Annotated in this window: 20 protein-coding genes; 10 read left to right on the top strand and 10 right to left on the bottom strand. The window is 68.1% G+C overall.

Features of this window, described 5'->3' with window-relative positions; all coding sequences use genetic code 11:
* The first annotated feature begins 111 nt into the window (after positions 1-111).
* The 5 genes from M8859_RS09025 (at position 112) to M8859_RS09005 (ending at position 5,056) form a co-directional block, all read left to right on the top strand.
* Complete coding sequence (locus M8859_RS09025; protein ID WP_159921414.1) at positions 112-1,005, top strand: 1,4-dihydroxy-2-naphthoyl-CoA synthase; 894 nt, start codon at positions 112-114, stop codon at positions 1,003-1,005.
* Position 1,006: 1 nt separating this feature from the next.
* Positions 1,007-1,399: a VOC family protein gene (locus M8859_RS09020; protein WP_249644083.1), complete on the top strand. Its 393-nt coding sequence runs from the start codon at positions 1,007-1,009 to the stop codon at positions 1,397-1,399.
* A 337-nt stretch (positions 1,400-1,736) separates the two neighbouring features.
* On the top strand, positions 1,737-2,897 hold the full coding sequence (menE, locus tag M8859_RS09015) for an o-succinylbenzoate--CoA ligase (RefSeq protein WP_159921418.1): 1,161 nt from the start codon (positions 1,737-1,739) through the stop codon (positions 2,895-2,897).
* Between the two features lie 189 nt (positions 2,898-3,086).
* Positions 3,087-4,079 (top strand): ATP-binding cassette domain-containing protein, encoded by a 993-nt coding sequence (locus M8859_RS09010; protein ID WP_249644082.1) that lies wholly within the window; start codon positions 3,087-3,089, stop codon positions 4,077-4,079.
* Positions 4,080-4,219: 140 nt separating this feature from the next.
* A complete protein-coding gene (locus M8859_RS09005; protein WP_159921744.1) occupies positions 4,220-5,056 on the top strand; it encodes an ABC transporter permease in 837 nt (278 codons plus the stop codon).
* A gap of 106 nt (positions 5,057-5,162) precedes the next feature.
* Here M8859_RS09005 and M8859_RS09000 read toward each other — a convergent pair whose 3' ends face one another.
* The gene (locus tag M8859_RS09000; protein ID WP_249644091.1) at positions 5,163-8,507 is read right to left on the bottom strand and encodes an AfsR/SARP family transcriptional regulator; all 3,345 of its coding nucleotides are present in this window, start codon (positions 8,505-8,507) and stop codon (positions 5,163-5,165) included.
* 134 nt (positions 8,508-8,641) lie between these two features.
* Between M8859_RS09000 and M8859_RS08995 the strand changes: the two genes are divergently transcribed.
* Both M8859_RS08995 and M8859_RS08990 read left to right on the top strand, forming a co-directional pair.
* Entirely contained in the window at positions 8,642-9,106 is a 465-nt protein-coding gene (locus M8859_RS08995) for an SRPBCC family protein (protein WP_159921424.1), read from the top strand.
* Positions 9,107-9,201: 95 nt separating this feature from the next.
* Entirely contained in the window at positions 9,202-10,071 is an 870-nt protein-coding gene (locus M8859_RS08990) for a 1,4-dihydroxy-2-naphthoate polyprenyltransferase (RefSeq protein ID WP_159921426.1), read from the top strand.
* A 12-nt stretch (positions 10,072-10,083) separates the two neighbouring features.
* On the opposite strand, the gene M8859_RS08985 is transcribed toward M8859_RS08990, so the two are convergent.
* The 5 genes from M8859_RS08985 to M8859_RS08965 all read right to left on the bottom strand — a co-directional run bounded on the left by M8859_RS08985 (position 10,084) and on the right by M8859_RS08965 (position 12,914).
* Entirely contained in the window at positions 10,084-10,467 is a 384-nt protein-coding gene (locus M8859_RS08985; RefSeq protein WP_159921428.1) for a phage holin family protein, read from the bottom strand.
* Positions 10,468-10,541: 74 nt separating this feature from the next.
* Entirely contained in the window at positions 10,542-11,123 is a 582-nt protein-coding gene (locus M8859_RS08980; RefSeq protein WP_159921430.1) for a Clp protease N-terminal domain-containing protein, read from the bottom strand.
* The gene (locus tag M8859_RS08975) at positions 11,123-11,344 is read right to left on the bottom strand and encodes a hypothetical protein (RefSeq protein WP_043699011.1); all 222 of its coding nucleotides are present in this window, start codon (positions 11,342-11,344) and stop codon (positions 11,123-11,125) included. Before M8859_RS08975 ends, M8859_RS08980 begins: the two co-directional genes overlap by 1 nt.
* Before the next feature lie 125 nt (positions 11,345-11,469).
* Positions 11,470-12,555, bottom strand: coding sequence for an L-cysteine desulfhydrase Cds1 (gene cds1 / locus M8859_RS08970; RefSeq protein WP_159921432.1), 1,086 nt, complete (start codon positions 12,553-12,555; stop codon positions 11,470-11,472).
* On the bottom strand, positions 12,552-12,914 hold the full coding sequence (locus M8859_RS08965) for a DUF4229 domain-containing protein (protein WP_236565311.1): 363 nt from the start codon (positions 12,912-12,914) through the stop codon (positions 12,552-12,554). Before M8859_RS08965 ends, cds1 begins: the two co-directional genes overlap by 4 nt.
* Positions 12,915-13,097: 183 nt before the next feature.
* Here M8859_RS08965 and M8859_RS08960 point away from each other — a divergent pair, with 183 nt between their 5' ends.
* Together M8859_RS08960 and M8859_RS08955 are read left to right on the top strand one after the other, a co-directional pair.
* Entirely contained in the window at positions 13,098-13,307 is a 210-nt protein-coding gene (locus M8859_RS08960) for a BldC family transcriptional regulator (protein ID WP_040783886.1), read from the top strand.
* A gap of 117 nt (positions 13,308-13,424) precedes the next feature.
* Positions 13,425-13,631 (top strand): hypothetical protein, encoded by a 207-nt coding sequence (locus M8859_RS08955; RefSeq protein ID WP_043733248.1) that lies wholly within the window; start codon positions 13,425-13,427, stop codon positions 13,629-13,631.
* Positions 13,632-13,836: 205 nt separating this feature from the next.
* Here the strand turns inward: M8859_RS08955 and M8859_RS08950 are convergent, their stop codons facing one another.
* Positions 13,837-14,445, bottom strand: a complete 609-nt coding sequence (locus M8859_RS08950; protein WP_159921436.1) for a DUF8020 domain-containing protein — start codon at positions 14,443-14,445, stop codon at positions 13,837-13,839.
* Positions 14,446-14,757: 312 nt separating this feature from the next.
* Between M8859_RS08950 and lppU the strand changes: the two genes are divergently transcribed.
* On the top strand, positions 14,758-15,405 hold the full coding sequence (gene lppU / locus M8859_RS08945) for an LppU family putative lipoprotein (RefSeq protein ID WP_223519021.1): 648 nt from the start codon (positions 14,758-14,760) through the stop codon (positions 15,403-15,405).
* A 310-nt stretch (positions 15,406-15,715) separates the two neighbouring features.
* Here lppU and M8859_RS08940 read toward each other — a convergent pair whose 3' ends face one another.
* From M8859_RS08940 to ccsB, 3 genes are all read right to left on the bottom strand, one after another.
* A complete protein-coding gene (locus M8859_RS08940; RefSeq protein ID WP_195069596.1) occupies positions 15,716-16,813 on the bottom strand; it encodes a GNAT family N-acetyltransferase in 1,098 nt (365 codons plus the stop codon).
* Between the two features lie 61 nt (positions 16,814-16,874).
* Complete coding sequence (locus tag M8859_RS08935; protein WP_249644081.1) at positions 16,875-17,528, bottom strand: Uma2 family endonuclease; 654 nt, start codon at positions 17,526-17,528, stop codon at positions 16,875-16,877.
* A gap of 40 nt (positions 17,529-17,568) precedes the next feature.
* On the bottom strand, positions 17,569-18,534 hold the full coding sequence (ccsB, locus tag M8859_RS08930; RefSeq protein WP_195069597.1) for a c-type cytochrome biogenesis protein CcsB: 966 nt from the start codon (positions 18,532-18,534) through the stop codon (positions 17,569-17,571).

The following is an 18,534-nucleotide window of genomic DNA, read 5'->3' as shown; positions in this document are numbered from 1 at the left end:
TTTCGAGCGAAGCGCCTCCGAGCATCCGCCGTTCGTGGCCCGGCTCGCGTCCGAGTGGCCGCCGCGTAGGCGACGAAGGCGCTGCGAATCGGACACAGCGATAATCACAAGGTGACGTTCAATCCGAAGCTGTGGCGTCCCGTTCCGGGATTCGAGAACCTGACCGACATCACCTATCACCGGCACATCGAACAGGGCACGGTTCGTGTCGCATTCGACCGGCCGGAGGTGCGCAATGCGTTTCGCCCGCATACGGTCGACGAACTCTATCGGGCCCTCGACCACGCCCGGATGACGCCGGACGTCGGCGCGGTTCTGCTCACCGGCAACGGCCCCAGCCCCAAGGACGGTGGCTGGGCCTTCTGTTCCGGCGGTGACCAGCGGATTCGCGGTCGCAGCGGATACCAGTACGCCAGCGGCGACACCGCGGACACGGTCGACCAGGCTCGCGCGGGCCGGCTGCACATTCTGGAGGTGCAGCGGCTGATCCGCTTCATGCCGAAGGTGGTGATCGCGCTGGTGAACGGCTGGGCCGCGGGCGGAGGGCACAGCCTGCACGTGGTCTGCGACCTCACCCTGGCCAGCCGCGAGCACGCCCGCTTCAAGCAGACCGACGCCGACGTGGGCAGCTTCGACGGCGGCTACGGCAGCGCGTACCTGGCCAAGATGGTCGGCCAGAAGTTCGCCCGCGAGATCTTCTTCCTCGGCCGCCCTTACACCGCCGAGGAAATGCATCAGATGGGCGCGGTGAACAAGGTGGTCGACCACGCCGAGCTGGAGGACGTCGCGCTGGAGTGGACCGCCGACATCAACGGCAAATCGCCGCAGGCTCAGCGCATGCTGAAGTACGCGTTCAATTTGCTGGACGACGGGCTGGTCGGCCAGCAACTGTTCGCGGGTGAGGCGACGCGGATGGCCTACATGACCGATGAGGCCGTCGAAGGCCGTGACGCGTTCCTGCAGAAACGCCAGCCGGACTGGACCCCCTACCCCTGGTACTTCTGACATGGACATTCTCAGCAGCCGGGTCATCCTGCGGCCCGCCGACTACGAGGTCACCCTCGCGTTCTACCGGGACGGGCTCGGCCTGGCGATCGCGCGGGAGTATCCCGGCGGCACGGTCTTCTTCGCCGGCCAGTCGCTGATCGAGGTGGCCGCGCACGGCGGATCGGGCCGGGCGTCATCGTTCGAGGGCGCCATCTGGCTCCAGGTGCGTGAACTGTCCTACGCGGCCGCGGAGTTGGCGCTGAAGGGCATCCCGATCGACCGCGCCCCGGTCGAAGAGCCGTGGGGTTTGCACGAGATGTGGGTGCACGACCCGGACGGGGTGCCGATCGTGCTCGTGGAAGTCCCGCCGTCCCATCCGATCAGACGGGATTCTCGCTGGTCACCGTCGTAGCGATGATTCCGTTCGGTAGCTCGGCGGGCAACACCGAGTTGCCAACGCGACAACCGGCGAGGACGATAACGCTCGGATGGCCACCCGACCGCCGACGTCCGGGCCGGCTGCGTCCGTGTCCCGTCCGACGAGTGAATCGCAGTCTCGATGTCTGTCGTACTTGAGCCCCGATCCGACCGGGTGGCCGCGCCGCGGGTGCGCCACTCCGGCATACCGACCCGTTCCGCGTGCGGCGACGCGGGCATGACACGATCCCTACCGTGAGGGAGTGCAGCGAGCGAGCCGTGGGTACAGCGGCTCTGAGCACGACCGCGCCTGGTGAGCGGCGAGGCACGGTATGAGTAAGACACTGCGAACCTTGCCGATGCCCACCGGGTCCGGTCTCGGCGACGTCATGCCGCACCTGCGGGAGGCGCTGGAAGGTAGCGGGTCCGCCTGGCTGCCCATTCCCACCAGCGACCGGCGTGAGGCCAGACGCCTGAGCGACGCCCTGTCGCCGGGCGAGCCGATCGATGACGAGATCGCTCTGGTGGTGACCACCTCCGGCACCACGGGCGTGCCGAAGGGCGCGATGCTCGGCACGGCGGCTCTGCGCGCGAGCGGCACCGCGACACACGACCGGCTCGGCGGCCCCGGCAACTGGTTGCTGGCCCTGCCGACCCATCACATCGCCGGTATCCAGGTGCTGCTGCGCAGCATCCTGGCGGGGACCGAACCCACCGTGCTGGACGTGTCCGGCGGATTCCTGCCCGAGGCCCTGGCGGGCGCCATTTCGGGGATGCGCGGGGAACGCCGCTACACGGCCCTGGTGCCCACCCAGTTGATCAAGGCGCTCGAATCGCCGGTCGCCGCTGCCGCGCTGGCCGAACTCGACGGCGTGCTCGTCGGCGGCGCGGCCACTCCGTTGCCGGTCTACGAGCGCGCGCGAGCGGCCGGCATCCCCGTGGTCCGCACCTACGGTATGAGCGAGACCTGTGGCGGCTGCGTGTACGACGGCGTGCCGTTGGACGGCGCGAAGGTGCGTATCGAGGACGGCAGGGTCGTCCTCGGCGGCGCGATGCTCGCCTCGGGGTACCGCAATCAGCCCGACCATCCCGCGTTCGCCGAGCCGGGTTGGTTCCGCACCGAGGACGAGGGCACCTTCGACAACGGCGTGCTCAGCATCACCGGACGGCTCGACGAGGCGATCACGACCGGCGGCCTGCTGGTGATCCCGCAGGTGGTCGAGGCCGTGCTGATCAACCACCCGGCGATCAGCGAAGTGGTGGTGCTCGGCCTACCGGACGAACGACTCGGCCAGCGCGTCGCCGTAGCGGTGATCCCCGCCCCCGGCGCGGCTCCCAGCCTGGCCGAACTGCGCGAATACGTGGTCGCCGAACTGGACGCCATCGCCGCTCCCCGCGAACTCGCCGTCCTCGACGAGTTCCCGCTCCGCGGCCCGGGCAAGCCCGACCGCGCCAAACTGCGCGAATACCTGTTGGCCGAATCGTCGCACTAGCGGTCGTCTGCGGCACTCGCGACGCGGCAGGATCCCGCTGCCGCGGAACCGAGCAATCGCGGCGCGCGGCTACGGCGAAGCGGCTGTGGGCCGCTCGGACCCGAGCCGTCAGAGGGTCGCGAACACACGACACCGAGAAGACAGAGCTGTGCAAGCGCGGTGCAAGCCCGGGTGGCCACAGTAGTCCGCATGACTTCTTTCGCACCGACTTCAGCGCTCGCCGTCGAGGCGGACGGCCTGGTCAAGGTGTTCGGGGAACAGCGAGCCGTGGACGGGGTGAGCTTGGCGGTGCCGCGGGGCTCGGTGTACGGCGTGCTCGGACCGAACGGCGCGGGCAAGACCACGACCATCCGCATGCTCGCGACCCTGTTGCGACCGGACGGCGGCAGCGGGCGCATCTTCGGCCGTGACGTGGTCGCCGAGCCGACGGCGGTCCGCTCGCTCATCGGCGTAACCGGGCAGTACGCCTCGGTCGACGAGGACCTGACCGCCACCGAGAACCTGATCGTCTTCTCCCGCCTGCTCGGCCTGAGCCGAATCGACGCCCGGCGCAAAGCGACCGAACTGCTGGAGGAGTTCGACCTCACCGAGGCGGCGAGCAAGCCGCTGCGGAACTTCTCCGGCGGCATGCGGCGCAGGCTCGACCTGGCGGCCAGCTTGATCGCGACGCCGCCGCTGCTGTTCTTGGACGAACCGACCACCGGCCTCGACCCGCGCACCCGCGCCCAGATGTGGGAGACCATCCGCCGCCTCGTTCGCGACGGGGCGACGGTGCTGCTCACCACGCAGTATCTGGACGAGGCCGATCAGCTGGCCGACCGGATCGCGGTGATCGACCGCGGAAAGGTGATCGCCGATGGCACGGCCGACGAACTGAAGGCCTCGGTGGGTGGTTCCTCACTGCACTTGACCCTGGTCGATCGCGGGCAGCTGGAGGAAGCGCGCCGTATCATCGGCGATTTCCTCGGCGCCGAGGCGCAGATCACCCCGGAAGCCGGGCGGCTCACAGCCCCGCTGACCGACACCGGTGTCACCGCTGACCTGCTGATCCGCCTGCGCGAGTGGGAGATCGGCGTCGACGAGATCACCGTGAACAAGCCCAGCCTGGACGAGGTCTTCCTCACCATTACCGGCCACCCGGTCGAAGACACCACCGACGAGTCCGAAAGGAGCGCGGCATGAGCGTCAGGCCCGGAGGCGGCAGCGTGCGTAACCACGAAGGGCCCGCGCATGCCGACAACGAACACAGCATGAGCGTCAGGCCCGGAGGCGGCAGCGTGCGTAACCACGAAGGGCCCGCGCATGCCGACAACGAACACAGCATGAGCGTCATCGCGACCGACACCGTCGCACACCATGCGGCACCGACCGCGATTCCCGAAGTGAGCAACCGCGTTCCGCTGGGTCGAGCGGTGACCAGTTCGCTCACCATGGCCTACCGCGGCCTGTTGAAGATCAAGCACAAGCCCGAGCAGCTGTTCGACGTGACGGTGCAGCCGATCCTGTTCACCGCCTTGTTCGCCTACATCTTCGGTGGCGCCATCGGCGGCAGCGTGCAGGACTACCTGCCGGTTCTGGTCCCCGGCATCCTGGTGCAGACCGTGGTGCTCACGTCGGTCGTCACCGGTACCCAGTTGCGCGAGGACATGGACAAAGGTGTCTTCGACCGGTTCAAATCCCTGCCGATCGCGCGTATCTCGGCGCTCGCGGGCGCGCTGTTGGCGGACATGGTGCGCTATGTCATCGCCACCGTGCTGACCATCGTCGTCGGCCTGGTGATCGGCTACCGCCCGGAGGGCGGCGTGCTGGGCGTCGTCGCGGCGGGTCTGGTCATCGTGGCCTGCTCGTTCGCGATCAGCTGGATCTGGGCGCTGGTCGGGGTCACCGGCAAGAGCGCGGCGGGCGTGCAGGGCATCTCGATGATGATCATGTTCCCCCTGACCTTCATGTCCGGCGCCTTCGCCTTGGTGAGCACGATGCCGGGCTGGATGCAGGGGCTCAATCACGTCAACCCGGTGTACTACATGGTGAACGCGTGCCGCGGGCTGATGAACGGCGCCGGCTTCGGCGGCGACCTGGCGTGGTCGCTGATCGGGTCGCTGGTCGTCATCGCGATCTTCGCCCCGCTGACCGTCAAGGCGTACATGCGCCGGGCGTGAGACGCGCGCACGCGAGACGGCGGCACGCCGGGGGTGACGACCAGTCCACCGGCGTGCCGCCGTCGTGCTCGCGATTCCGCTCAGCCGACACGGCGCCGCGGGAGTGTCAGCGGGCGGCGTCCAATTCTCGTAGCGCTCGCAGGATACGAGCGGCGGATTCCCTCCTCCCCAAATGACCCGAGCGGCGACGCGCCTGGTCAACCCGTTCGGAGCCCAGCTTCACGACGGCGGCGTCCAGGTGCCGGTCCCAGCGCAGGGAAGGGAAATCCTGGCGGCAGGACACCTTCGGAGCCAGCATCAGCAGCTCGAGACCGCGGTCGATCTCACGGTCGACCGCGATGAGATACGAGCCGATCGCACAGGCGACGGTGCCGATCTGCGGAAGGTCCTGATACTGCGCCATCATCGGCACCGTGAGCTGCGCCAGTTGAGCGCACAGCGTCGCGGCGGCGCCCGCGGCGCCGTGCAGCACCTGGGCGGCGAGTGCGGCCCCGGCGAGCATCAGTGCGCCCGGCCCCGGGCCGAGCGCGCTGTCCGGCCAGCCGAACCGTTCCAGCGCGCGCTCGTAGCGAGCCAGACCGCCCGCGATGTCGCCCACGGCGAAAGCCAGCTCGGCGGAACTCTGCAGCACGGTGGACAGCAGTCGATTCTGTCCGGCGGCCGAGAAATCCAGATCCGATGTGCCGAAGGCGAGGTCGAGTTCCCGTCGGGCCTGCTCCAATTCGCCGATCCCGACCAGCGAAGCCACCAGCACGCTGCGGATCTCCACGATCTCCTCGTAGGCCCCGAACTCTTGCAGCAGGTCGAGCGAGCGGCGGTAATAGGTCACCGATTCGGCGTACCGGGCGATCTGGCCGCAGGCCTGTCCCAGGTGCCTGCACACCATGGCTACGCTCCAGACGTTCTCTTCCCCCAGGATCTCCAGCGCCTTGGTCGCGTCGAGGGTGGAGCCGCGCACATCGCCGAAGTTCTCCCTGATGTTGGCCCGCAACAACAGCGCCGTGGCCTTGGTCTCCGGATCGGCCGAACGCGCCGCATCGGCGAGCAACCTGCCGAGGCCACGCCCGTCAGCCCTGGTGAGCAGGACTCGGCCGACGAAACGGTTGTTCTCGCTGAGTTCGGCGGGGTTGCGCAGCAGTCGGCGCACGCGCAGGCGCAGCTCGGCCATCCTGCGGGCGTCGCTGTTGGTGTAGGCGAGATGCAGGAACATCATTTCGTAGGTGACGAGCACCAGGTCCGGACGCGGTGCCCTGGGGCCGAGGTCGACCGCCTCCAGCTCGATGACCCGCTCGGCCCAGGCGACCACCTCGAGGTGCGATCCGCGGATCACCCACAGCGTCGCGACGACGGGAAACACCGTGTAGGCCGTCGCGCTGTCCTGCCGGTCGATCGCGCAGCGCAGGGCAGCGACCAGGTTGTCCAACTCCGCCGCCACGGAGAGCGCGAGGCGGATCTGATCCCCGGTCAGGTACCGGCTCGCCACGTCCTCGGCGTAGTCCTCGGCCCATCGCATCATTCGGGTGTCGACCTGGTCCGGCTCGCCCGCGACGGCAGCCAGCTGTTCTTCACCGAACTCCCGCACCGTCTCCAGCATGCGGTAGCGGGTACCGAGTACCTCGTCGTCCAGCACGGTGAGCAGTGATTGGTTGACCAGGCCGTCGATAGCCGCGGCGACATCGCTCACGTCGGTTCCACCCGCGACCGCCTCGGCGGCCACCGCGGTGAATCCGGCCGGGAATCGGCACAACCGGCGCAGCGCCGCCCGCTGGTCGGTGTCGAGCAGATTCCAGCTCCAGTCGATCACCGCGTGCAGGGTGCGGTGCCGTTGGGGCGAGCTGCGATCGCCGTGCCGCAGCAGCGCGAACCGATCGGCGAGCCGCTCGGTGATCTCCTCGACGCTCATCACGCGCGCTCGGGCGGCGGCCAGCTCGATGGCCAGTGGCAGCCCGTCGAGGGTGCGGCACAGCTGGGCGACGACGTCCGGGTCCAGCCGGACCGCCGGTCGCACCGCCCTGGCGCGCGCGGCGAACAGCTCGGTGGCCGGTGAACCCGCCGGGTCGATGGTCAGCGGCGGTAGGGGATACACGGTCTCGGCGGTGATCGTCAGCGGCGAACGGCTCGTGGTGAGCACGGTCAGCCGGGGCGCGACGCCGATCAGGTCGGCGACCACCACTGCGACGGCGTCGATCAGATGCTCGCAGTTGTCCAGGATCAGCAGCATCGAGCGCGCCGACACCGCGTCACGCAGCCGCCCGCGCATATCGACGGTCTGCCCGGCACGCAACGTCGCCGTGTCGAAGGTGACCTCGCTGAGGCCGAGCACCGCGGCGATCGCCGCCTCGATCTCGAACCTGGCGTCGTCGTCATCGGCGCGCACCGACGCCAGCTCGACCAGCGCCACGAACCGGGTGGCCGCCGCCCGCGCACCGATCTCGTTGGCGACTCTGGTCTTTCCGGCACCGCCGGGGCCGAGCACGGTGACCACCCGGCAGTCCCGGAGCAGATCGGTCAACGCGGTGAGATCGGCGGCCCGGCCGAGCAGTGCGTTGGGCGCCGCGCGCAGGCCTATCGCCGCATGCTGCGGTCCCAGCGCGAAGTCACCGGGCGAAAGGATGGCATCCGCCGCGAACCCGCTGTGGGGAACGCCGTTCGCCGCCGGCGTCACGACGCCGGCGGAGCGAGGGGGCGCGATGCGTGCTACCGGCTCTCCGCGCAGGATCGCGGTGTGCATCTCGGCGAGCGCCGGTCCGGGATCGGTGCCGAGTTCCTCCGCCAGCCGGGAGCGGAATGCCGCGAACGATTCCAGCGCCTCGTTGGCCCGTCCCGCAGCGGCGAGCAGCCGCATCAAGGTCTGCTGCGCGGGCTCGTGCAACGGGTCGGCGGCGGCGCGCACACGGGCCAAGCTCAACGCGCCGTCGAGGTCGCCGCCGTCCTCGCGTGCGGTGAGTTCGAGCTCGTCGAGTTCGGCGAGGCGCTGCTCGGCGGCGGCACTCAGGTCTTCGGCGAGATCGCCCGGCGGCAGATCGGCGCCGGGGTCGCCGCGCCACAGCGCCCGTGCCCGCTCGACCTCCGCCAGACATCCGGGAAGGTCACCCGCGGCGCGGCGCCCGCGCGCCCGTGCCAGTCGCTCGCCTACCGAGGACAAGTCGATTTGTTCGGCGCCGAGCGTCAAGCGGTAGCCCGCCGGGCCGATTTCCAGCGCGCCTTCCGGCAGCGCCGAGCGCAACCGGGAGACCTGGGTATGCAGCGCGTTCATCGGCGATCGCGGGGGCTGTTCCCCCCAGACCTCCTCGATCAGGGCGTGCGCACCGCGGCTGCGTCCTGGCCGCAGCGCGAGGGCGGTGAGCAGGAGCCGGGAGCGCGCGCCGGGCAACGGCGTCAGCGCACCGTCACGACGCAGCGCCACCTCGCCCAGCAAGGCCACCACGACCGATTCGCCTGCGGGCGGCATCACTGCTCGACTGTGGCCGTGCGGGCCGCTGTGCTCCGGAAACATCCCGCGGTCATCGTAGGCGAGCAGGCCGGACCGGCCGACACGAATTCTTTGCCGCTGATGCGAACGCCGTCTCGCATAGGGTGACCCCCATGGCTGAGTTCGAGGTGGTCCGATCGGCTGTCATCACGGCCGATCCCGCGCGCGTGCACGGGCTGATCGACGATTTCCACGAATGGGTCAGATGGTCGCCATGGGAGGACCTCGACCCGCAGCTCCAGCGCAGCTACTCCGGCGCGGAATCCGGCGTCGGCGCGAAGTACGCCTGGAGCGGCAACCGCAAGGCGGGGGCGGGCAGCATGGAGATCATCGGCAGCGCCGACCGGGAGATCGCGGTGCGCCTGGAGTTCCTGAAACCGATGAAGGCCACCAATATGGTGACCTTCACCCTGGACCCGGTTGAGACCGGCACCGAAGTGACCTGGCGGATGACCGGACAGCAGACCGGCCTCATGGGCTGGATCGGCAAGCTCATCCCGATGGACAAATTCGTCGGCCGGGATTTCGAGAAGGGACTGGCGCGGTTGCAGCAGGCTGTGACGGACGAAACGACCTGATCGACCCGCGCGCACCAGGCGTACCTGCGCCTTCGCTCCGGCCGTGCGCGGGCTGAGGACGGACTGCGTCCGACTGCGCCCATTATGCTGCGGACATGGCTACTGCAGCGCAATGGATCGAGGGCGCGCGACCCCGTACTCTGCCGAACGCGATCGCCCCGGTGCTCGCCGGGACCGGCGCCGCGGCGTCGGTCGACGGTGCGGTGTGGTGGAAAGCGATTCTGGCACTGCTCGTTTCGCTGGCGCTGATCATCGGCGTGAACTACGCCAACGACTACTCCGACGGCATCCGCGGCACCGATGACGTCCGCGTCGGCCCGTTGCGTCTGGTCGGGCAGAAACTGGCCTCGCCCGCCGCGGTGAAGAACGCCGCGGTCGTCAGTCTCGTCATCGGGGCAGCGCTCGGTCTGGTGCTGGTGTTCACCAGCGCGTGGTGGTTGCTGCTCGTCGGCGCGGCCTGCCTGGCCGGGGCCTGGTTCTACACCGGGGGCAGCAAGCCGTACGGCTACAGCGGATTCGGCGAAGTGGCGGTGTTCCTCTTCTTCGGGCTGGTGGCGGTGCTCGGCACCCAGTTCGTGCAGGCGGGCCGGATCGACTGGGTGGGCGCGCTGCTCGCGGTCGCGGTGGGCGCGTTCTCCAGCGCCGTGCTCGTCGCGAACAACTTGCGCGACATTCCCACCGACACCGAGTCCGGGAAGGTCACCCTCGCGGTGAAACTCGGCGACCCGCGCACCCGCACGCTGCATCTCGCGCTGCTCACGGTGCCGTTCCTGGCGACGCTCGTGCTGGTCGCGCGCACGCCGTGGGCACTGCTCGCGCTGATCGCGGCGCCGCTCGCCGTGCGGGCCAACGCGCCGGTGCGCGGCGGCAAGGGCGGCCTGGAACTGATCCCCGCCCTGCGGGATTCCGGCCTGGCCCTGCTGGTCTGGTCGGCGGTCACCGCGCTGGCGGTCGGGCTGGGTTAGCGGCGCCGAGGATCAGTCTCCGTCGGGCACCAGGATGCCGAGCACCCAGTTCACGATCGAGACGATGATGCCACCGAGCACCGCGGCCCAGAAACCTTCGACGCGCAAACCGTAATCGGTGAACGCATCGGTGATCTCGGCGGTCAGCCACAACATGAGCGCGTTGACCAGAAGCAGGAACAGCCCGAGCGTCACGATCACCAACGGCAGCGACAGCAGCTTCACGATCGGCTTGACCAGCGCGTTCACCGCAGTGAACACCGCGGCCACCGCGAGGACGACGGCGATCTTGGCGCCCGTGCCGCCTTCGGGGGCGAGAATGTCGATGTTGTCCACCCAGAACGCGGCCAGCCAGATGGCCGCCGCGTTGATGATCAACCGAATCACAAGCTGCATGGACCAATGCTAGGCCCCGGGTGGGGACATGCGCCGTGGGACAGCGGGAACCGGCACAGCGCATGTCCGCTCACTCACGCCGCACGGTCGAGCAGGGCGTGCACTTCGGGGCGCAAGGCGTGGACCGCGTCGGCTCCCCCGAACAGCCGCTGGGTGGTCGGGTTGGGCGCCCGCAGGATGCCGAGCAGGACGTGCCCGGATTCGATGGTCTTGTCCTTGCGGGCGAGCGCCTCGCGCAGGGCGAGTTCGAGCACCTTCTTCGCGTCTCTGGTGAACGGGATGTGCCGGTAGTCCCCGGCGCGGCCCCAGCCGAACAGCCCGCGCCGCGGCCCGGGCGCCGCACGCTCCAGTGCGTCTTCGCCGAAATGAGCTTCCAGCGAATCCCGCACGGCGTCGAGATCGATGCCGATGGATCGCAGCGCCTCGGCGTCTTCCGCGCCGAGCGGGTCGCCCTTGCCCTGGTCCGACAGCGTGCGGATGACGCCTTCATGGGTGAGCCCCGCGTCGGCGAGCAACGCCGTGAGCTCCGGCTCGCCCTGCGCGAGCAACCCGAGCAGCACGTGCTCCACATCGATATTCGATGCGCGCAATGCGCGCGCGTCCTCCTGCGCGACCACGATCGCCGTGCGTGCCGACCTGGTGAATCGTTCGAACATCAGCGGCTCCTGTCTCTCCGGTTGTACTTCTGGTGGACCGCCTGCTTGCTGACCTCGAGCGCCTCCGCGATGGCCTGCCAGGACCAGCCCTGAGCACGGGCATTGGCCACCTGGATCGCTTCGAGACGTTCGAGCAGCCTGCGTAGCGCGAGTACCGCGCGCAGCCCGACCTTGGGATCGGGGCTGCCCGCGGCGGCCGCCAGAGTGGTTGCTTCGGTCATGACGTCAATTTTGATTGACGAGCGCGCACGGTGTCAACAAAAATTGACGATCGGCGACGTGGCAGCGCTCGATTCCACTTTCGGCGAACATCCGGAGGCCGCGCCCCGCGCGAGGCGGGAACCGCTCAGTCGTCCCAGACTCCGGTCGCGAAGAACTTCTCCAAGACGGCGGTGGGCTCCGCGAGATCCAGCCCCTGGGACGCGACCCACGCGTCATCGAAATAGGTTCCGGCATAGCGATCCCCGCCGTCGCACAGCAGAGTGACCACACTGCCACCGCACCCTTCGGAGATCATCTCCGCGATCAGCGCGAATACGCCCCACAGGTTGGTCCCGGTCGATCCACCCACCCGGCGGCCGAGGCGCGCGCTCGCGAACCTCGCCGTCGCGATGGACGCCGCGTCCGGCACCTCGAACATGCGGTCGACCACTTGTCCGACGAACGACGGCTCCACGCGCGGACGGCCGATGCCCTCGATCCGGGAGGGCATTCCGGTCTGGTAAGCCGAGTCACCCGTTTCGTAACCGCCGTAGAAGGCGGAGTTCTCCGGATCGACCACGGCCAGCTTCGTCGCGTGCCTGCGATACCGGATATAGCGACCGATCGTGGCGCTGGTTCCGCCCGTGCCCGCGCCGACAACGATCCATTCCGGCACCGGATAAGCCTCCAATGTCATCTGCTGGAAGATCGATTCGGCGATGTTGTTGTTGCCGCGCCAGTCGGTGGCGCGCTCGGCGTGGGTGAACTGGTCCATGTAGTGACCGCCGCATTCGGCCGCCAACCGCGCCGCCTCGGTGTACATGTCCGGCGGGCGGCGCACGAAATGGCAACGACCGCCCTGCGCCTCGATCAACGCGATCTTCTGCGGCGAGGTGCTCGCCGGCATCACCGCGACGAAATCCAAGCCGAGCAGCTTCGCGAAATAGGCCTCGCTGATCGCGGTCGAACCGGAGGACGCCTCCACCACGGTCGTTCCCTCGGTGACCCAGCCGTTGCAGATCGCGTACAGGAACAGCGAGCGGGCCAGGCGGTGCTTGAGGCTGCCGGTGATGTGGGTGGACTCGTCCTTGAGGTACAGCTGGACGTTCCACTCGACGGGCAGGGGGTAGCGCAGCAGGTGGGTATCCGCGCTGCGCTGGGCATCGGCGTCGATCAGCCGCACCGCGTTGTCGACCCAGTCGCGCGGGGCGGTGCGACCACAGGACTTCACGAAGACGTCCCCGCCTCCGGCGGATCGCGTGGCTCGTCGCCGCGTAACCGCGCCCGCAGCTCGGACTTGTCGCGGCGCCTGCGCTCGTCGACCAGGGCGATGTCCTCGTTGACCTTGGCCCGCAGCCGCTTGAACAGGGTCAGTGACAGCGGCATCGCGATGATCAGCGCGAACAGGGTCGCGACCACCACGGGGATGTCCACCGACACCAGCCGCGCGGCCAGCATGATCACCGCGGTGAGCACTACCACGAGACCCAGGCGGGCGACCGTGTAGAGGGCTAGATTGCGGGCCAGCCTGCGACCTGCGCCAGCAGTTTGCTGTCCGGAAGCACCTTTTCGTGGAGTTGCGTCACGCACATCCATCAGCCTATGCGAAGCTGTTGCCCGCCCCCGGTGCACGCCCATAGCCGAGGGTGGGCGCACATCCGATTTGTCTATTACCTCCCCTTTACCAACTGTAGGTGGTTCGAGTACCTAGGGGTTTCGGTGCGACGATGGCGCCATCTGATGAGGGAACTGTCGAGAACGGAGAGGTTTGCTATGACTGCGATCACCGTCGGCGGCCAGGACACCCTGCTGACTCCGGGCCAGGTTGCTGCCCTGTTCCACGTCGACCCCAAGACCGTGACGCGCTGGGCTCATGCCGGGCGCCTCGGGTCACTGCGCACACCGGGCGGACATCGCCGGTTTCGCGAATCGGAAGTACTCCAGCTGCTCAAGTCGCTGACCACGGAGGCGACGGCACGCTGATCGCAGGGCGCGCGGACTCGTCGTGCTCGGGTCCGCGCTCGCCCACAACTCATTTTCGCGTCTGCGGTGTGCAGCGGTCACGTCCGCGGCTACCCTCGTAAGCAGGAGGTGAGCGACGTGACGTACCTGTTGGCACTCATCGCGGTGGTGGCGATAGCGGTGTTGTGCTGGAAGGCGTTCGGCCCCGAGCGGACTGGACCCACTGCCCCGCAAACGCGTTCACCACAGCGCAAGCGCGTAATCGGACCCGACGACGACCCGGAGTTCCTCTGGCGACTATCTCGCCAGCACCGCGACGGCGAGTCCGGTTCCGCCGAGCGCTGATCTTCGGCACGACCCGCGCGATAGCACGCGCCCAGCGGTATTCGGCGTTCGCGCGTTTCCTTGCTCAGTACATCAGCCGTGGCGCCGTCCGGCCGGGGGCGAGCTCGTTCCCCCGCGCCGGGCGGCACGGCGATCGACAACCCGGTTCCGGGTGGGGCAGGCGCGCTGCGGTGCGCCTGCCCCACCCCGATCCGTGCGTCACAGATCAGGGTTCTCCGTTGACGACCGCCATCAGCGCGTCGGTGAACGGCTGCCCACCCTGGATGGCTCCGCCCGCGATCGCGCCGACGACCAAGCCGATCGGGCCGGTGATGATGCTGAAGAAGCCCAGACCGATCAGGGCTCCGAGCAGGCCGCCGAGCAGCGCGCCCGCGACCACGCCCACGACGTTCTTGTTCAGTTCGGCGATGAGCCGGTTCATCGAGCTGATCGGCTGCATCTCGCCGATCTCCTTGGCGCCCGCCACCGGGGTGAGCGCGAGCCGCCGTCCGCTGTCGCTGATTTCGTGCGCGACCGACAGCTTGCTGCCGGAAACCTCGAAGCTCAGCGGCACTTCGGCCACCACGGCTCCGGTGTCGGAGGTCAGCTTGATCTTGGTGCCGTCGTCCACCACGGCGAAGGTGCCGTGCTCGACGGCGGTGGTGATGGCTCCCGTCTCGCGGGAAACCGTGGTGCGGTAGTCGACGCCCTCCTCGACACCGGTTGTCGCGATCTCTCGATCTGGCTCTACGGGTTGCGCGTTCGCGGCCCCCGCGGTGATGCCCAGTGCGGCAACCGCACCGAGCGTTATAGCGGCAATAGTGCCGAACTTCATTGTGGAATTCCTTCTCACCGAGACACCCGGCTCCGGAGGCCGGATGGCGTGTGACTGTACAGCGCCCGTGACTTGTTTCCAGATCTGGCTGTCGGCACACGTAATCGTGATCGTTCGTTATCGGATTGTGATCACTTCGCCAACGATGAGGCCACGCAGGTGGATTCCCGGGGCGGATCACTGGTTATGGGAAGGAAAACTCGACGCGGACGTGCCGCGTAGTGTATGCATGGCGTGGTCTTCAATCCGCAAGATTCACAACTTCGGGTCGCTAGGTGGGTTCGAAGGGTTTACAGCTCTGGAGGACGTGACGTGTCGCGCCAACGTGTCCGTGCCGGTATCACCCTGGCCGCCTTCATGGTCGGGACCGGGCTGGCGGCCGCCCTCGTGGTCTTCGCCGCCGTCTCGATGACCGGCCCCGCCGAGGAGCCGGCCAACGCCGCCCAGACCGCCTCGGCGCCGACTACATCGGCGCCGCCGCCCACCACCGAGGAGCCGCTGCCGACCAGCACGGAGGCGCCGCCGACCACGTCGGCGATGCGCGGCGCGTCGAACAAGAGCGCCACGAGCCTGCAGGTGAACATCGGCGACTGCGTGCACCTCGGCGGCGCGGGCGGGATCGACAAAACCGCCTGTGGCAGCGCCAACTCCACTTACAAGGTCATCGAGAAGGCGCCGGCGAACGCCGCGTGTCCCACCGACGCCGACCGCACCTACCACGAAACCCTGCACGGCGCCGCGCAGGCCGCGCTGTGCCTGGACATCGACTGGGTGGTCGGCGGGTGCATGGAACTGACCCCGGACAACCCCAAGCGACTGGACTGCGCCACACCCGCACCGGGCGCCGTCCAGGTGATCGACATCAAGCAGAACACCGTCGACGTCAACGCCTGCGGCTCGGCCGACAGCGGAATCGTCTACCAGCAGCGCCATTTCGTCGTGTGCGTGGCACGGCTCTAGAACGTCCGCCGCGGCCGTCGTAGCACGCTGCCGCCTCCGCAACCCGGCCACGTGCGCGGTCTTATCAACAGACATGCGAAGTCTCGTGTCCCATTGGACAGTGGGTCCCGAAGCGTTATTGGTTCGGGCAGTTGATATTTCGTGTGTTGCCAACTCGCGCTTTGCGGCCCTTGGTCACTGACCTCAGAGACCGAAGTCGGGCTCGCGCAATTTCCGCCCACATTGTGAAAACGTTTTCATCCAGATTTCTGGCGCAAACGATTCAATAAAACCGACTATTTCGGTGAGTAGCGCTTCGGGCATGCACCCATCAGACTGCGTCGTCGAGTGGCAGACCCATGAGCACCGCATCCCACAGCTCGCCCCCGCGGCGTCGGTAATGCCCTCGCAACACGCCTTCGACTTCGAAACCGGCCCGGTCGTACAGCGCCATCGCGGGCTGATTGTGTGGCCATACCTGCAGAGTCACCTTGTGAGCACCCTGGTCCCGGGACCAACCGATGACTCGGTCGAGCAGCGCCGTTCCGATTCCACGTCCTCGTCGACCCGTCGCGACCATCATGGCGAAAACTGTGACGCCAGGCGTGGTGAAGTAAACCGTCGCCGTGCCCGCGAGGCTTCCGTCGATCTCCGCCACGAAGACACCGCAGCCATCATCGCCGAGATTCGATCGCACGTGGCGGGCAGCGTCTTCCGTATCGAACGGCGCCTCGGCACCGATCCATTTGCCCTCCGCCGCGACCGCGACGCGCAATTGGACGATCCCGTCGACGTCCGCCGGTATCGCAGCACGGACGATCGGCGCGCCACACAGCGATCGCGGACTCTTCGATCGGGTCGGCGCCAGCCGCGCGTACATGTACATGTCGCGACGGCTTTCGCCGACTTGCTGCCACCCACGCAGGAGCCCTTCGCGCCGGAAGCCCGCCCGCTCGGCGGTCCGGACGGACGCCGTGTTCCACGGTTCCACGTAGAGCTGCAACCGGGGAGCGCAGAGCTGCTCGAACGACCAGGCGGTAACTGTCCGCAGTGCGTGCGCGGCAATGCCCTGTCCCCGAGCGGACCTCACCAACCAGTAGCCGATCGACGCTCGGCCCTCCCGGAGATCTCTCACCCACACTCCGATACCGCCGAGCGGCTTACCGTCCACAGCTCGCTCGATCACGAAGGGATACCCGCTCCCGCTCGAGACCCGCTCCCACTGACGCTCGATGAACCTCGTCGCCTCCTCGGCGGAGTAAACCGATGGCACGCTGGTGATCAACGGGATCAGATCGTCGTCGGCCGCTTCCCGCACCAACTCGGAATCCGCAGAAGACATCGACCACGGTCGGAGCACCAACTCCCCTGCCGCCGCGGTCAATTCCGGCACTCGACGTTCCCCGGCCGTACCCCAGTTCTCCCGCATCACACGATGATCACCGAGCGGGATCACGACCGCCAATGGTTTCGGCCGCGATGCCGACCCGTCAGTATTCGAGTTCGGTCCACGGGATGCTGATCGGGAACGGAAAATCGAACTCGATGCCATCCGGGTTCTGGTGGGTCCACTCGGCGGCGAGGATGTAGTTGGCGGTGCGGAGCGGGTGGACCCCGTCCGGGAGCTGAGCGTGGCCGATATCGAGGCCGTAAGCGCGAACGGTGGCGATGACGCTGCTCTCACGGGCCAGTGTCACCTCCCAATACCACGGGATCCCGGCGCCGGCGTAGCGTCCCTTCTTGGCTTCTACGTCGGTCTGCGTGTTGCCGGGCGACAAGACTTCGCCGACCAGGATGACGTCGCTGCCGCGCACGTCCTGATAGGGGGCTCCGAGACAACGGTGGACCAGGAAATCCGGTGTCAGGAAGTCGGACTTGCCCGTGCGACCCAAAAAGACGTTCGTCTCGGTGGTGACACGCCAGCACTGTTCGGGATTCTCCGACATGATTTTTCGTGCACAGCGTTCCAGCGTGGCCCAGAGCCGGTTGGAGAAAGTCTGATGCTCGGCCGGGCCGCGGCGCAACCAGACCACATGACCGTCCCACAACTCGATCTGCTGCGCGATCTCCTCGGGGAGTCGCTCCAATTCCTCCCACGTCATCGACTCTGGAAGGTCCGGCCGCTCGATGTGTGGCACCGACATGCCGCAATGGTAATGCCAGGTGCGAGGAGTACCGCCGGCCTCAGTTCAGTCCGGCGTACGAGTGCAGCCCGCTGATCACCATGTTGATGATGAACAGGTTGAACAGCATGGCGACGAAGGCGGCGATGTTGATCCAGGCGGCCTTGGTGTCGCGCCAGCCGGAGGTGGCGCGGGCGTGCAAGTAGGCGGCGTAGAGGACCCAGGCGATGAAGGAGCAGGTTTCCTTCGGGTCCCAGCCCCAGAAGCGGCCCCAAGCGGCCTCGGCCCAGATGGCGCCCAGGATGACACCCGCGCCGAACAGCGGGAAGCCGATGATGGTGGTTTTGTAGGCCAGCCGGTCCAGGGTGCGGGCGTCGGGCAGGCGGCGGGCGATCGCGCCCAGAATATTGTTCGACTCCTGGCCCTGGGGCTGGCGCAGGCGGTACAGGAAGAGCATGCTCGCCACGCCCGCGAACAGGAACACGCCGCTGCCGATGGCGACGATGGTGACGTGCAGCGGCAGCCAGAACGACCGCAGGGCGGGCACCACGGGCGCGGCGTCGGCGTAGAGCACGGTGCCCGCGAGGAACAGCAGGAGCAGCACCGGCACCAGCACGAAAGCCCAGATACCGCGGTAGCGCTGATCGCGCAGGAACACCAGACCCACCACAACGGCGGCGGCGGTCGCCATCGTGACGAACTCGTACATGTTGCCCAGCGGGAAACGGTGGGTCGAGAAGCCGCGCAACGCGATCGCGCCCACGTGCAGGGCGATGGCGACCATCAGCACCGAGAACGCCATGTTGCCCAGCCGCTCCGACAGCGGCCGCCGCGCGGGCTCGGTGATTCGGCCCGGCCCCTGCGGTATCGATCCGCCGCCCACCGTCACCAGCTCGCGCTCGGCGACCTGGCGGCTGCGCGCCGTCGCGTACTGCCAGATCAGCAGCACCAGCACCAGCGCGTACACCACGATCGCCGTCTTGAAGGCGAAATCGCTGTACCTGGCGATGGTCTCGTCGATCGGCAT

This window comes from Nocardia sputi, from assembly GCF_023501985.1.
Note: the sequence above shows the minus strand (reverse complement) of the source record. Positions and strands in the feature narration are given on the sequence as shown.

Coding starts and splice junctions, on each gene's coding strand:
- M8859_RS09005 (WP_159921744.1), top strand. CDS start 4,220: ATGAGCGTCATCGCGACCGACACCGTCGCACACCATGCGGCACCGACC.
- menE (WP_159921418.1), top strand. CDS start 1,737: ATGAGTAAGACACTGCGAACCTTGCCGATGCCCACCGGGTCCGGTCTC.
- M8859_RS08960 (WP_040783886.1), top strand. CDS start 13,098: ATGACTGCGATCACCGTCGGCGGCCAGGACACCCTGCTGACTCCGGGC.
- M8859_RS09020 (WP_249644083.1), top strand. CDS start 1,007: ATGGACATTCTCAGCAGCCGGGTCATCCTGCGGCCCGCCGACTACGAG.
- M8859_RS08980 (WP_159921430.1), bottom strand. CDS start 11,123: ATGTTCGAACGATTCACCAGGTCGGCACGCACGGCGATCGTGGTCGCG.
- M8859_RS09010 (WP_249644082.1), top strand. CDS start 3,087: ATGACTTCTTTCGCACCGACTTCAGCGCTCGCCGTCGAGGCGGACGGC.
- M8859_RS08985 (WP_159921428.1), bottom strand. CDS start 10,467: ATGCAGCTTGTGATTCGGTTGATCATCAACGCGGCGGCCATCTGGCTG.
- ccsB (WP_195069597.1), bottom strand. CDS start 18,534: ATGCCGATCGACGAGACCATCGCCAGGTACAGCGATTTCGCCTTCAAG.
- M8859_RS08935 (WP_249644081.1), bottom strand. CDS start 17,528: ATGTCGGTGCCACACATCGAGCGGCCGGACCTTCCAGAGTCGATGACG.
- M8859_RS08995 (WP_159921424.1), top strand. CDS start 8,642: ATGGCTGAGTTCGAGGTGGTCCGATCGGCTGTCATCACGGCCGATCCC.
- M8859_RS08975 (WP_043699011.1), bottom strand. CDS start 11,344: ATGACCGAAGCAACCACTCTGGCGGCCGCCGCGGGCAGCCCCGATCCC.
- M8859_RS09000 (WP_249644091.1), bottom strand. CDS start 8,507: ATGCCGCCCGCAGGCGAATCGGTCGTGGTGGCCTTGCTGGGCGAGGTG.
- M8859_RS08940 (WP_195069596.1), bottom strand. CDS start 16,813: ATGCGGGAGAACTGGGGTACGGCCGGGGAACGTCGAGTGCCGGAATTG.
- M8859_RS08990 (WP_159921426.1), top strand. CDS start 9,202: ATGGCTACTGCAGCGCAATGGATCGAGGGCGCGCGACCCCGTACTCTG.
- M8859_RS08950 (WP_159921436.1), bottom strand. CDS start 14,445: ATGAAGTTCGGCACTATTGCCGCTATAACGCTCGGTGCGGTTGCCGCA.